Here is a 14,075-nt window from a genome sequence, read left to right as displayed (position 1 = left end):
CTCAGAGCCCCAGCTTGTCGCGCATGAACGCCAGCGCCACGGACAGCCCGTCGGGCGCGATGCCGTGGCCGGTGCCCTCCATCACGTGGGCATAGACGTCCTTCCAGCCCGCCCCCTGCAAGGCCTCGGCCGCCTGCGGCAGCGACTGCACCGGCACCACGTCATCGGCATCGCCATGCACCAGCAGGACCGGCGGGCGGCTGCGGGTCTCGTCGGCCAGCAGGTCGGGGCGCAGCAGGCGGCCCGAGAAGGCCACGATCCCGGCCACCTCGTCCTCGCGGCGCGGGGCGACATGGAGGGCCATCATCGTGCCTTGGCTGAAGCCGAACAGCACCACCTGTTCGGGCAGCAGATCCTCGTCCACCATCAGCGCGTCGAGAAAGGCGTCGAGGTCGGCGGCGGCGGCCATCAGGCCGCGCTCGGCCTCTTCCTCGCTCGAGCCGTCGATCCACGGGATCGGGAACCATTGCAGGCCGAAGGGCATGCCGGGGATGCTCTCGGGGGCGTCAGGGGCGACGAACAGAGTATCGGGAAGATGCTCGGCCAGCGGATCGGCGAGGCCGAGGAGGTCCGCGCCATTGGCGCCGTAGCCGTGCAGGAACACCACCGCCGAGCGCGCCTGTCCCGATTGCGGGTCCTTGCGGCCCGCCTGCAAAACTCGTGTCATGCGATCCCTTCCCTGTCCTTGGCGACGTGGTAATAGGCCCACAGGAGCCGTGCCGCAACCGCGCGCCACGGCGACCAGTCCGCGGCCATCGCGCGCAGCGCCGCGGGCTTCGGTCGCTCGGGCAGGCGGTAGAGCAGCCGCGCCGATTCCTGCAAGGCGAGGTCGCCGGGGGCAAAGACATCGGCGCGCCCGAGGCTGAACATGGCGTAGATTTCGGCGGTCCAGACGCCGATTCCCGGCACCTCGGTGAGCGTCGTCACCACTTCGTCGGTGGGGGCCGTGCGCAGGGCCGCGTAATCGAGATCGGCCTCGGCCAACGCGCGCACGTAGCGTGCCTTTTGTCGGCTGAGACCGGCGGCGCGCAGCCCGTCCTCGTCCGTGGCGGCGATGGCCTGCGGCGCGGTCAGTCCCGCCGCCTCCAGCCGGGCCCAGATCGCGCGGGCGGCGGCGACGCTCACCTGCTGGCTGACGATCGCCCCCATGAGCGCCGCGAACCCGTCTTCGCGGCGCCTGAGCGGCACCTCGCCCACCAGGTCGCGGGCATGGGCCATGCGCGGGCAAAGCCCCGCGAGGTGCGCCGCGCCCTCGGCGATATCGGCCTCGGTGTGGATGATGCGTTCGGTCATGGCGCGAGCATAGATCGCATCGCGGCGGTTGGCCATGCGCGCTGGCCAAAGCGTGGCGGCCCTGCCATATCTGCCCGCGACCCATGCACGGAGACGCCCATGACCCGCCTCATCACCGCCCTTTCGGAGATCGCCCCCCGCTACGACGCGCTGTTCGTCGATCTGTGGGGCTGTGTCCATGACGGGGTGCGCGCCCTGCCCGATGCCTGCACCGCGCTGGTGCGCTATCGCGAAACCGGGGGCGCGGTGGTGCTGGTGACCAACTCGCCCCGCCCGCGCGGCGACGTGGAGCGGCAGATGCGCGCGTTCGGCGTACCGGATGCCGCGTGGGACACCATCGCCACCTCCGGCGACAGCGCCCGTGCCGCGATGTTCGAGGGCGCGGTGGGCGAACGGGTGTATTTCATCGGCCAGCCGCATGAAGAGCTGTTCTTCGAGCCGATCAGGGTGGTCGACGCGCCGGTGCACGTCACGATGGTGCCGCTGGAAGAAGCCGAGGGCATCGTCTGCACCGGCCCGTTCGACCCGATGGCCGACCCCGCCGAGATGCGCCCGACGTTCCTCTATGCCAAGCAGAAGGGTCTCAAGCTGCTCTGCGCCAACCCCGATATCGTGGTGGACCGGGGCGAGGTGCGCGAATGGTGCGCGGGGGCGCTGGCGCGGCTCTATACCGAGATGGGGGGGACAAGCCTCTATTTCGGCAAGCCACACCCGCCGATTTACGACCTCGCCCATCGCCGCCTGGCGGAGGTCGGGCACGACGCCGCCAACGCGCGCATCCTCGCCATCGGCGACGGGGCACGGACCGACATCCTGGGCGCGATGGGCGAAGATATCGATTCCCTCTTCATCACCGGCGGGCTGGCGGCGAAGGAGACCAAAACGTCGCAGCAGCCCGATGAGAAAGCGCTAAAGGCATACCTCGAAAAGGAAAATGTCTATGCCAACTATGCCATCGGCTATCTGAGGTGATGGATTAGGGGTTGATTTTTCTGCGCCCGCAAAGTAATAAAATTCCAAAGCGGGGCCTGAATTCGCCTCATAATTACGCACCAAACCACCCGGAGGGGCGAATGTTGGACAACATGCCGCGCGGCACGATCTGCATCGAGGATATCGAGATGGGCATGACGCGCCACCTCGCAAAGGTGGTGACCGACCGCGATATCGAGATGTTCGCCGAGGTTTCGACCGACCGCAATCCCGTTCACCTCGACGATGATTACGCGCAGGACACGATCTTTGAGGGGCGCATCGCCCACGGGATGCTCACCGCCGGGCTGATCTCGGCGGTGATCGGTGAACAACTGCCGGGCCACGGCACCGTCTACATGGGGCAGACGCTGAAATTCCTCGGCCCCGTGCGCCCCGGCGACATGGTCCATGCCGAGGTGGAGGTGGTGGGCATCGACCACGGCAAGCGCCGGGTGCAGCTCGACTGCCGTTGCCTCGTCGAGGGCAAGAAGGTGCTGATCGGCGAGGCCACCGTGCTGGCACCGTCGCGCAAGTTCGACTGAGCGGGCCGGAGGTCGGCCCGGGTGGGACGGAACCGCTAAGGCTGGTTGCGTCGTTAGGGGTGCGATTGGCCTGGAGCGGACGTTGCAGTGAGCCGCGCCATCGCATGTCCGCGGGCAGGCGATCCAACGGTTTTTCAGGGCACTTTATTTCTGCTTTCCCGAAAAACATTTAATCGGCGCGCCAGCTTAGCCAAATCGCCTGTCCGGGGGGCGGACATGCGATGGCGCGGCGGCCTTCGGCCTTGAATCCGCGCCGGGACCAGATGGTCCAACGTCCGCTCAAGGCCATTCCCGTCTAAACCCCACTGACCCTGACCTGCCCCCACACCTGCCCCCTTGCCCCCGCCGCGCGGCCCGCGCATCCTTGGCCCATGAGCAGCCTTCCCACATGGGGCGTGGTGGCCACAATCAAGGCCCCGGCCCGCGACATCCTGAATTTCGCCGCCCATCACCTCGACCTGGGCGCGCACCGGGTGCATGTCTATCTCGACGCCCCCAACCCGCAGGCCGAGGCGGCGCTGCGGGACCATCCCAAGTGCCGGGTGATCGTGTGCGATGACGGCTATTGGCGCAGGCGGCGCAAGCGCGCGGGGCGCCCCGACGCGCATCAGCCGCGCCAGAGCATCAACGCCACGCATTGCCTGCGCCGCCGCCCGCAGGTCGACTGGCTCGTCCATATCGACGTGGACGAGTTTCTCTGGCCGGCCACCCCCCTGCCCGAGCAGTTGGCCGCGCTGCCCGATGGCACGCTCAGCGCGCGGGTCCGCCCGGTCGAGGCGCTCGCCCCCGACCCGGACGATCCGCCACCCGAGGGCGTGACCTGGTTCAAATCCTGCGCGCGGCTGCCCGGGCAGCGGCGCGAGGAGACGGAGGCGATCTATCCCGGCTTCGGCGCCCATCTCAACGGCGGGTTCCTGAGCCATGTGGCGGGCAAGGTGTTCGTGCGCACCGGCGATCCCGAGGTCAGCTTTCGCATCCACAACGTCTTTCGCTCCGGCGAGATGGATGCCAGCCCGCCGGAATTGCAGGGCACAAGGCTGTGCCACCTGCACGCCACCGGGTGGGAGCACTGGCGCGAAACCTATGCCTACCGGCTGGCCCACGGTTCCTACCGTGAGGGGCTAAAGCCCGCCGCGCCGGACGGTACCGGGCTCAACATGAATGCGCTCTTTCGCCGGATCGAGGCGGAGGGCGGCGCGGCGGCGCTGCGACGCTTTTGGCAGGAGGTCTGCGTCGCCACGCCGGGGCTGCGCGCGCGCCTCGATGCGCATGGCCACCTGCACGCCATTACCCTCGATGCCGATGCCGCGCGCGCGCGGCACTTTCCCGACGCCCCCGACCGCCCGCATTGACCGCCCCCGGCAGTTGATGTAAGCGGGCAGCGATGGGGGGCTCGCGAGGGCCTGGCGCGCAATGGGTGCGCGCATCCCGATGACAGACGTGCGGGCCGGGTTCAGCGTCCGCTTAAAGCGGATACACATGACCACATTCAGCGAACTCAACCTCAATCCCAAGGTACTCAAGGCCGTCGAAGAGGCCGGATACGAAACCCCCACCCCGATCCAGGCCGATGCCATCCCCTCCGCGCTCGAAGGGCGCGACGTGCTGGGCATTGCGCAGACCGGCACCGGCAAGACCGCCGGGTTCACCCTGCCGATGCTGTCGCTTCTGGCACGGGGACGCGCGCGGGCGCGGATGCCGCGCAGCCTGGTGCTGTGCCCCACCCGTGAATTGGCCGCGCAGGTGGCCGAGAATTTCGACACCTATTCCAAGTATCTCAAGCTGACCAAGGCGCTGTTGATCGGCGGGGTGAGCTTCAAGGAACAGGACAAGCTGATCGACAAGGGCGTCGATGTGCTGATCGCCACGCCGGGACGTTTGCTCGACCATTTCGAGCGCGGCAAGCTGTTGCTGACCGGCGTGCAGATCATGGTCGTGGACGAGGCCGACCGGATGCTCGACATGGGCTTCATCCCGGATATCGAGCGCATCTTCAGCCTCACGCCCTTCACCCGGCAGACGCTGTTCTTCTCGGCCACGATGGCACCCGAGATCGAGCGCATCACCAACACCTTTCTCCAGAACCCGGTGCGGGTCGAGGTGGCGCGGCAGGCCACCGCGTCGGAAACCATCGACCAGCACGTGGTAATGGTGAAACCTTCGCGCCGCGACCGCGCGGATGCCGAGAAGCGCGCCGCCCTGCGCGCGCTGATCGACGGCGAGGGCGAGGCCTGCACCAACGCGATCGTGTTCTGCAATCGCAAGATCGACGTGGATGCCGTCGCCAAGTCGCTGAAGAAGCACGGCTATGACGCGGCCCCGATCCACGGCGACCTCGAACAGAGCCAGCGCACGCGCACGCTCGACGCGTTCCGCGCGGGCGAGCTGAAGCTGCTGGTGGCCTCGGATGTGGCGGCGCGGGGGCTCGATGTGCCGGCGGTCAGCCACGTGTTCAATTTCGACGTGCCCGGCCATGCCGAGGATTACGTCCACCGCATCGGACGCACCGGGCGCGCGGGCCGTTCCGGCAAGGCGCTCACCATCTGCAACCCGCGCGACGAGAAGGCCCTCGCGGCGGTCGAGGCGCTCTTGCAGAAAGACATCCCCCGGCTCGACGATCCGACCGGAGCCCGCCCCGCGGCCGACGAGGACGCGACCGCGCAGAGCGGCGATAACAACGGGGACGCGCCGAAATCCGAACGCCCGCCCCGGTCGAGCCGCAGCCGGGGTGGCCGCGGGCGGAGCGTCAGCCGCAAGAAAGCCGACGCGCCCGAAGCACCCGAAGCACCCGTAGCGGCCCCCGAGGAGGCCAGGACCGAGAGCGCGCCCGAGAAGGACGCACCCAAGCCGCGCGAGGAGAAGCGCGCCGCAGAGCCCAGGCAACGCGGCAGGCGCGGCGACGACAATGGCGGCGGCAAGGTCGTCGGCATGGGCGATCATCTCCCCGGCTTCATCGCGCTGAGCTTTGACGAGCGGCGCACCGGCTAAGGTCGGCGCGTTCGCGCAAGTGGGCGTGGAGCTTTTGGCCTTGAGCGGACGTTGCAGTGAGCCGCGCCATCGCATGTCCGCGGGCAGGCGATCCAACGGTTTTTCAGGGCACTTTATTTCTGCTTTCCCGAAAAACATGCAATCGGTGCGCTAGCTTAGCCAAATCGCCTGTCCGGGCGGCGGACATGCGATGGCGCGGCGGCCTTCGGCCTTGAATCCGCGCCGGGACCGGATGGTCCAACGTCCGCTCAAGGCCAAAAGCCCCGCCCCCCCCTCTCCGCCCCTGCCGCTACCGCGCGATCACGATATCGGCGCACAGCCCGCCAAGCCGCGCGCTTTCGCCCAGCCGCAGCGCGCCGCCGTGGGCGCGCGCCACATCCACCACGATCGACAGCCCCAACCCGACGCCGGTGCCGCGGTTCTGGTTGCGGGCGGGTTCCAGCCGGGCAAAGGGGCGCAGCGCCTCGTCGCGGCTCTCGGGCGGGATGCCCGGCCCGTCATCCTCGACCCGGATGCGCAAGCTGCGCTCCGACAGCGTCACCGAGACCTCGGCGCAGGTGCCGTAGCGCACGGCATTGCTGATGAGGTTTTCCACCGCGCGCCTGACCCCGTCGGCGCGCAGCGGCACCTCCCCCGTGCCCTCGGTTTCAACCAGCGTCACCGCCACCTGCGCGCGCCGCATGTCATCGACGATCCGGCGCACGAGCGCGACCGGATCGACCGGCTCGGCCTCGCCCTCCTGCGCACCACGGGCGAAATCAAGGAATCCGTCGAGCAGCCGCTGCATGTCATCGACATCGCGCAGCATCGGCGCGGCCTCCTCCTCGCCCAGCATGGCGAGACCCAATCGCAGCCGCGTGAGCGGCGTGCGCAGGTCGTGGCTCACCCCCGAGAGCATCAGGGTGCGTTGCTCGATCTGCCGTTCGATACGCGCACGCATGTCGACGAACGCCCGCCCCGCCGCGCGCACCTCCGTTGCGCCCGCAGGACGGTAGGGCACATGCCGCCCCCGCCCGAACGCATCAGCCGCCTCTGCCAGCCGGGTGATCGGGCGCAGCTGGTTGCGCAGGTAGAGAAACGAGATCACCGTCATCAGCGCCCCGAACACAACCATGTTGACCAGCAGCTGATGCGGCTGGCTCGCCGAGACATGGCGGCGGTCGAAGACAAACCGCAAGAGCCCGCCGCTGCCCCGGAAATAGAGCTCGACCACGTCGTCATCGGCGAGCGCAACGCGCAGCAGGTCGGGAAAGGCGGCGTGCAGCTCGCGCGCCACCACGATGCCCGAGAAATCATACCACAACCGCGTGTCCTGCGCGGGCATCGCCGCCTCGGGCACCGGCTGGACCGAGATTTCGAGCATCTCGGCCACCTCCGGGTCATCGGTACCCAGAACCAGCCGGATCTCGCGTATCATGGTGTTGGTCATCTGCTCGGTGACGCCCTCGAAATGGCGCTGGATGAACACCACCGAGACAACCAGCAGGAGCGTGACCACCGGCAAGAGCAGGATCAGCGTGGCGCGTCCGTAGAGGCCGCGGGGCAGATAGGGTTTGAGCCAGCGAAACGACATGGCTAAACCTACGCCCGAGCGCGCCGGGAAGAAAGAGCGAGACCGCGATGACCGACACGACCCAGCCCGACACGCCCCCGCCAGTGGGTGAGGCGCGTGATATGGGCGGTGGCATCCGCGCGATCCTCGCGCCGAACCCGTCGCCGATGACCCATTGGGGCACCAACACCTACCTGCTGGGACAGCGGCGGCTGGCGGTGATCGACCCCGGCCCCGACGACCCCGCCCATCTCGCGGCGATTCTCGACGCGCTCGGGCCCGGACAGAGCGTCAGCCACATCTTCGTGACCCACGCCCATCTCGACCATTCGCCGCTGGCTCGCCGCCTCGCAGCGGAGACCGGCGCGCCGATGCTGGCCTATGGCGGGGCCGAAGCGGGGCGCAGCGCCGTGATGACGCAGCTGGCCGAGGCAGGCGGGATCGGCGGCGGCGAGGGGGTGGATGCGAGCTTTGCCCCCGATCACGCGCTCGCGGATGGCGAGGCGATTGCGGGCGACGGCTGGCGGATCACCGCGCACTGGACGCCGGGGCATTTCTGCAACCACATGTGCTTCGAGAGTGGCGGGACCATGTTCAGCGGCGACCTGGTGATGGGCTGGGCCAGCACGCTGATCTCGCCGCCCGATGGCGACCTGACGCAGTTCCACGCCTCCTGCGCGCGCCTCGCCGCCGCCTCCCCGGCCCGCCTGCTGCCGGGTCACGGCGCGCCGGTGACGGAGCCTGCGACACGCGTCAGGTGGCTGGTCGCGCATCGCGACGCGCGCGAGGCCGCGATACTCGACAGCCTCGCCCACGGCCCCGCCGATGCCGCCACGCTGGCGCGGCGCATCTATACCGACACACCCCCCGAGCTGATGCCGGCGGCGGCGCGCAACGTGCTTGCGCACCTTGTGGACCTGATGCAGAAATCCCGTGTCAGGGCCCTGTCGCCGCTGTCGCGCACGACCCGTTTCGCCCTGTCCGACGATGGCGGGCAAAGCGCATGATTTTTGTCACAAAGCCTCTGGACCTCTCCGAACCGGATTGCTATACGCGCCCACGTGTTCCGGCGTAGCTCAGCGGTAGAGCAGTTGACTGTTAATCAATTGGTCGTAGGTTCGATCCCTACCGCCGGAGCCAAAAAACCCGAAGAAAACAGGAAGATACAAGGAAGCGCGGCAAGCGCCTTCCCTTCCTCGTTTTCCGTGTCCGTCCTATGTCCGCAAGATGAAAAGCTGTGTCCGTGGTCTCAGAATCAGCCGCCCGGCACCTACGCGCCCGCCCCGAATAACCTTTATGCCCGGCACCAGCGCGGGCGGCGATACCGATAGACGGGGTTCGGAATTTCTTGCGCCGCGCAGCGCGAAGGCGACAGGTCAGCCTCCAGGATTATGGCGCGGCCAGATTGTAGACACTGGCGCAAGATCACGTGGGTTGCGTTTGAGAAGCGTTCTTGGCACAGTTTGAGGATGATGCTCGACGTGTGCAGGTTGAGGACTAGATCAATCCAATGAGGGAGGATATGAATGGCTATTTTCAAGCAGAGAAGCCTGAATTTGCTGCTAAGCCTTCCGTGTTCCTTAGTTTTTCTGATGAGCGCACCGGCAATATCACAAGAAACAATAACATGGAAAGAGGACGTCAAAGGCTGGAGCATCAACGTCGATACCACAATTGATTACGGATGTTTTATGTCAGCCGCTTACGATGGCGGAGCAGTTTTACGCGCTCAACTCAATCCGACTGATGACATTTTTCAGTTCATTATTGGCAATGGAGCCTGGCAATCTTTGGAGTCCGGAAAACTTTACGATATGAAGATTCAGTTTGGCAACTTGGAGCCATGGACTGGATTGGCGACGGCCCATCGTTTTAATGATCAATTACCTGTTTTAGTTTTTGACTTGTCTTTCGAAGAAGGGAAAGCAGATTCATTTATTAATGAGTTTATGCGAATGACCGGCGTTCGCGTCTTTTATTCCGGGAATGAAATTGCAAACTTATCTTTGAGAGGAACATATGACGCTTTCCAAGAAGTAATGGCCTGTCAATCTCAGATGATGGAACGAATAAATAATAGTGCAGACCCGTTCTCAAATCCTTCGAATAGCAGTAGCGATCCGTTTGAATGATCAAATCAAATATTGGAAATTCTTGATGGATATTTGGGTCAGGACCCAATGATTTCCTCTGGGTCGCGTGATTCACGGTTCGAAAATCGAGCGGTGAACATGCCTGATCTCTTCTGGCTGACCGACGCGCAGATGGCGCGTCTGGACCCCTATTTTCCGAAGTGCCACGGCAAGCCGCGCGTCGATGATCGGCGCGTCCTGAGCGGTATTATCTTCATCAATCGCAATGGGTTGCGGTGGCGCGATGGTGAGGGCCCGAACGCGGAATACGGTCCGCACAAGTCCCTGTATAACCGCTGGAAGCGGTGGAGCGACAAGGGCGTCTTTGCACGCATCATGTGGCAGCCACCGCGCTGACCACGAACCGAAGCATGTACCCGAGGGGCCTCTGCCGAAAGCCGCGAGAGAAATCAGTGCCGACACGACGAACCAAAGGCACGGCTCTGGCGGATCATTCTGCTTGCCCGAAACATGTTGACTGAACCGACCCCGTTATCGAAGTCCTGACCCTAATTTTGCGCCGCCGTTCTCAGCCTGACCACGGGAATTCCATCTTCGATCCGCTCATTCGGGTGAACCAACACCTCGTCGCTAGCCGAGAGCCCATTCAGGATTTCGGCGGACAGATCGTTCATGCGGCCGATTTCTACCCGGCGTAACCGAGATGTGCCGTCTTCGGCGACGAAGACGGCCCACTTGCCGTCCTGCCGGAACAACGCGCTGAGCGGGATTTGCAGAACGTCGTCACTTTCCCATTCGACCACCCGCAAATAAACGGCAAAGCCGTGTCCGAGGGACGGGCGCTGCGTGACCGGAGAGATCAGGTCAAACACCACGTCGACGCGCTGTTCCTCGATGCCGAGGGCCGACACCTTGGTGTAGCCGGACGGCTCGATTCTGGACACCCGCGCCTCCAGCACATCGGCGCCGCCCCATCGCTCGACGATGGCGCGGTCCCCGATCTCGAGGCGCACGGCGTCGGTCGAGAGCACATCGGCGACGATCTCGAGATCATCCGGCGCACCGATGGACAAAAGCCGCGTGCCCGCCGCAACCGGGCGTTCGCTGATGACCTCGATATCCAGCACGCGACCGTCGACCGGGGCGGTGATCCGCAGGCAGCACTCGGCTTGCGCGCCGGGATCGGTGCCCGGCTCGATGAGCGTGGCGCGGGCACGGTCCAGCACGCTTTTCGCCCGTTCGAGATTGGAGATGGCCGCCTCCTGCGCTGCCTGGCTCATCCCGAGCGTCTGCTCGGCGGTCTCCAGTCGGGTCAGCGTGGCGACCCCGCGCTCGACCAGCTCCTTCGCGCGGCGGTATTCGCTTTGCGCGAGATCGAGCTCTTCGCGGGCCTGGCGCAGGGTGCTGCGCGCCATGTTGAGCCCCGCCTCGGCTTCGCGCGCGGTGGCCTCAGCCTGAACCCGGCTGCGCGGGTCGAGCGGGTCCGAGGCGGCAGGGTCGATCATGGCGATCACGGTTTCGCCCGCCGTCACGGCATCGCCCACCCGGACAGGCGAGCGGCGCACCACACCGCGGATCGGGGCCGCGACCTCGTAGATCTCGGCGATCCGGGTTTCGCCCTCGACATCGACGGTAACCTGCATGGGCGCGCGCTGGACGGGGGCGATATCCACCGGCACAGGCTCGGTCCGGAAGGCGACGATGCCCAGCATTCCAGCCGTCAGGACACCAAAGGCAGTGAGCATGATCGTTCTGGTTTTCATGGACATTCCCTACTCACGTGTTTTCATCACCTGCACCAGATCGAGTCGGTCCAGACGCCGCCGCACTACCAGCGACGAGACCAGCGCGGCCGCCAGCACCACGAGGCTCGCGAGTGCAAAGCCCGCCGGTTTCAGGACCAGCGGTATCTGGTAGAGATCGCTTGCCGAACCATCTGCCAGCGCCTTTGCGATCCCGGCCCCCAAAAGCCAGCCAAGCGGCTGCGCCAGCAACGCGAGTATCATCGTCTCGCCCACGAGGATGAACGATACCTCGCCGCGCGAAAACCCCAGGATGCGCAGGCTGGCCAGTTCGCGTGCGCGTTCAGAGAGCTGGATGCGCGCGCCGTTATAGGCCACGCCCACGGTAATCAGCACCGCGACCGTCAGGTAGATTGTGGTCATGATGTCGACATTCTGGCGGATCGTTGCCTCGAATGAGCGCTGCATCCTGGTCATGTCGATCAAGCCGCTGAGTTCGGGCGTGTCCTTGAGCACCCGGTGCAGGTCCGGCAGCGCCTGCGCATCGACCTTGAGATTGGCGACCGATATTCGCGGGGCCTGCCGCAGCAGGCGGCTGAGCGTGTCGAGGTCCATATAGGCGCCAAGGCCGATATACTGCGTCACCAGTCCGGCCACGGGAACAACGTGCGTTTCGTTGATCCGACCGAGGAATTCCACCTCGACCAGATCGCCGGGCCGCACGTTCAGTTGCCGCGCCAGCCGCTGGGACAGCATCAGCCCCCGCGGCGGCGGATCGACCGCGCGCCCATCCGAGGAGATGATCCGCGCCAGGTCGGCACCGGGACGACGGGCCTCGATGGCGACCTCCTTCTCGCGGTGCCCGCTACGCAGCACGGCAGACTGGAATTGCTGTCCCTCAGCGCGCATCACACCGGGCAGACGCATCACCTCGGCCAGCGCGGTTTCGGGGATATCTGGATCGAACATCAGGATGGCATCCTGCCGGTTGGACCGGTCGAAGGTGGTCGAGACCAATTCGTCGAGCGCCGCCGGGAAAAAGCTCGTGGCGACCAGCACCGCGACCGCGAGCGCCAACCCCAGCGAGGTCAGAGCTGAGCGGAGCGGCCAGCGCAGCAGGCTGCGCAGGATCATCACCACAGGCTGCGACAGGTGTAACGCCGCCATCGCCCGGTCGAGCCATGTGCGCTTGAACCTCGGTGGCGCGGGCGGGGCCATCGCCACTGCGGGCGGCAACCGCGCGGCGCGCAAGGCGCTGCGTCCCGCGCCCGTCGCCGCGCTGGCAATGGCCAGAACGCCCGACAGCGCATAGGCGCCCAGGTCGAGATTGTAGATCAGGTAGGGAAAGTCGAAGAATTGTGCGTAGAGCCGCGCCAGTGCCCGGGCAAGCCATGTGCCCGCGCCCCAGCCGATCAGCGTGCCAGCCATCGCGATCAGCACGGCCAGCAGCAGGTAGTGCACGCAAATCTCGACATCGGAATAGCCGATCGCCTTCAACAGCCCGATCTCGCTGCGCTCTAGCGCAATGATGCGGCTCATCACCATGGCGACCAGAAAGGCCGAGATCGCGTAGAAGATTGGCGGCAGGATCAGCGCGCTGGTCTTGAGCTGCTCCAGTTCCGCCTCGATGAAGCTGTTGGAGACCTGAAGATCGCGGCCATAGGCGCCCAGCCCGCCGTAGGTATCGAGCAGATCGTCGAGGCGGTCGATCACGTCTTCCGTGTTTGTTCCGCGGTTCAACTTGAGCGTCACGTTGTTGAAAGCCCCGTCCATGTCAAAGGCCGCAGCGACAGCGGTTTCGGGCATCCAGAGCACGCCATAGGTTTCATTGTCGGGCATCAGGGCGCCGGGGCCGATCGTATAGATGAACTCCGGCGACAGGAGAGTGCCGGTAAGGGTCAGCTCGCGCCGGTGCCCGTTAAGATTGACGTGAAAGGTGTCGCCCGGTTGCAAGTGGCTGGCCCTGGCAAAAGGGGCGTTCACCGCCACCTCGTTCGCCGCATCGGGCGACGGCAGCCGCCCGGTTTGCAGAACCGGCAGGTTCAGGCGCGGGGTTCCGGTGGCGGGCAGAGAGAGAATGCGTGCGGTGACGGTTTCCTGTTGTCCCGGTACGTCCAGCACCGCGAATTGCGATATGCGGGCATCGGCTGCGCGCACGCCCTGGATCTGTCGGATTTCCTGCATCAGCCAGCGCGGCGCGCGGCTGGCCTCGGCAAAGACATCGGCAAACCGGTTGCGCTCGTAATAGGCGTTGCGCGTGTCCTCCAGCGACATGAACGTGCCGAATGTCGTCAGCAGGATCGCCACGCCGCATGCCAGAACCAACGCGATGGCCAGTGCCTGCGCCCAGAGGCGGCGGAAATCGCGGACGAGCTTGCGGTCGAGCGCGGTCATCGCCCCGCCCTCACCAGCTTATCTCGGAGGGCGCGAGGCGGATGGCGTTTTCCTCAACCCGGTCGATCCGCCCGTCGCGGAAATACACCACACGGTGGGCCATCCGGCGGATCGCTGCGTTATGGGTGATGACCGCCGTGCTGGTGCCCAGCCTTTCGTTCACGTCGCGCAGCACCTCCAGCACCTGAACGCCGGTCTTGCTGTCGAGCGCGCCGGTCGGCTCGTCGCACAACAGCACCTCGGGCCGCTTGGCGATGGCCCGCGCGATGGCCACGCGCTGCTGCTCGCCGCCCGACATCTCGGCCGGAAAATGGTCCATCCGATGCTCAAGTCCGACCTGCGCCAGCGCCTCTTCGGCGGGCATCGGGTTGGGCGCGACATCGGTGACCAGCTGCACGTTCTCGCGCGCCGTCAGGCTGGCCACAAGGTTGTAGAACTGAAAAACGAACCCGACATGATCTCGCCGATAGAGGGTCAAATCCCGGTCCTTGAGCGA

Annotated in this window: 12 protein-coding genes, 1 tRNA gene and 1 pseudogene; 8 read left to right on the top strand and 6 right to left on the bottom strand. The window is 65.9% G+C overall.

The window, feature by feature from the left end; all coding sequences use genetic code 11:
* Position 1 precedes the first annotated feature (1 nt).
* Positions 2–667: an alpha/beta hydrolase gene (locus AC13D8_RS01965; RefSeq protein ID WP_482967392.1), complete on the bottom strand. Its 666-nt coding sequence runs from the start codon at positions 665–667 to the stop codon at positions 2–4.
* Entirely contained in the window at positions 664–1,293 is a 630-nt protein-coding gene (locus AC13D8_RS01960) for a DNA-3-methyladenine glycosylase family protein (RefSeq protein ID WP_104019167.1), read from the bottom strand. Before AC13D8_RS01960 ends, AC13D8_RS01965 begins: the two co-directional genes overlap by 4 nt.
* A gap of 99 nt (positions 1,294–1,392) precedes the next feature.
* Between AC13D8_RS01960 and AC13D8_RS01955 the strand changes: the two genes are divergently transcribed.
* From AC13D8_RS01955 to AC13D8_RS01940, 4 genes are all read left to right on the top strand, one after another.
* Positions 1,393–2,265 (top strand): TIGR01459 family HAD-type hydrolase, encoded by an 873-nt coding sequence (locus tag AC13D8_RS01955; protein WP_482967391.1) that lies wholly within the window; start codon positions 1,393–1,395, stop codon positions 2,263–2,265.
* A gap of 101 nt (positions 2,266–2,366) precedes the next feature.
* Positions 2,367–2,810, top strand: a complete 444-nt coding sequence (locus AC13D8_RS01950; protein WP_482967390.1) for a MaoC family dehydratase — start codon at positions 2,367–2,369, stop codon at positions 2,808–2,810.
* A 371-nt stretch (positions 2,811–3,181) separates the two neighbouring features.
* Entirely contained in the window at positions 3,182–4,162 is a 981-nt protein-coding gene (locus AC13D8_RS01945; RefSeq protein ID WP_482967389.1) for a glycosyltransferase family 2 protein, read from the top strand.
* 127 nt (positions 4,163–4,289) lie between these two features.
* Complete coding sequence (locus tag AC13D8_RS01940; protein WP_482967388.1) at positions 4,290–5,798, top strand: DEAD/DEAH box helicase; 1,509 nt, start codon at positions 4,290–4,292, stop codon at positions 5,796–5,798.
* 289 nt (positions 5,799–6,087) lie between these two features.
* Here the strand turns inward: AC13D8_RS01940 and AC13D8_RS01935 are convergent, their stop codons facing one another.
* Positions 6,088–7,371: an ATP-binding protein gene (locus AC13D8_RS01935; protein ID WP_482967387.1), complete on the bottom strand. Its 1,284-nt coding sequence runs from the start codon at positions 7,369–7,371 to the stop codon at positions 6,088–6,090.
* Positions 7,372–7,418: 47 nt separating this feature from the next.
* Here AC13D8_RS01935 and AC13D8_RS01930 point away from each other — a divergent pair, with 47 nt between their 5' ends.
* The 4 genes and pseudogenes from AC13D8_RS01930 to AC13D8_RS01915 form a co-directional block, all read left to right on the top strand.
* Positions 7,419–8,357 carry an MBL fold metallo-hydrolase gene (locus AC13D8_RS01930; protein WP_482967386.1) on the top strand — a complete coding sequence of 313 codons (939 nt, stop codon included), beginning with the start codon at positions 7,419–7,421 and terminating at the stop codon, positions 8,355–8,357.
* A gap of 58 nt (positions 8,358–8,415) precedes the next feature.
* Positions 8,416–8,490, top strand: a tRNA-Asn gene (locus AC13D8_RS01925).
* Positions 8,491–8,876: 386 nt separating this feature from the next.
* Entirely contained in the window at positions 8,877–9,482 is a 606-nt protein-coding gene (locus AC13D8_RS01920) for a hypothetical protein (RefSeq protein WP_482967385.1), read from the top strand.
* Between the two features lie 99 nt (positions 9,483–9,581).
* Positions 9,582–9,821 (top strand): annotated as a pseudogene (locus tag AC13D8_RS01915) (transposase); the annotation flags it as partial.
* Between the two features lie 170 nt (positions 9,822–9,991).
* On the opposite strand, the gene AC13D8_RS01910 reads toward AC13D8_RS01915, so the two are convergent.
* The 3 genes from AC13D8_RS01910 to AC13D8_RS01900 all read right to left on the bottom strand — a co-directional run.
* On the bottom strand, positions 9,992–11,206 hold the full coding sequence (locus AC13D8_RS01910) for an efflux RND transporter periplasmic adaptor subunit (RefSeq protein WP_482967384.1): 1,215 nt from the start codon (positions 11,204–11,206) through the stop codon (positions 9,992–9,994).
* A gap of 9 nt (positions 11,207–11,215) precedes the next feature.
* Positions 11,216–13,579: an ABC transporter permease gene (locus AC13D8_RS01905; protein WP_482967383.1), complete on the bottom strand. Its 2,364-nt coding sequence runs from the start codon at positions 13,577–13,579 to the stop codon at positions 11,216–11,218.
* A gap of 10 nt (positions 13,580–13,589) precedes the next feature.
* A partial coding sequence (locus AC13D8_RS01900) for an ABC transporter ATP-binding protein (protein ID WP_482967382.1) occupies positions 13,590–14,075 on the bottom strand: 486 nt, incomplete at its 5' end.

The organism is Roseovarius sp. B-10, from assembly GCF_056859295.1.
Note: the sequence above shows the minus strand (reverse complement) of the source record. Positions and strands in the feature narration are given on the sequence as shown.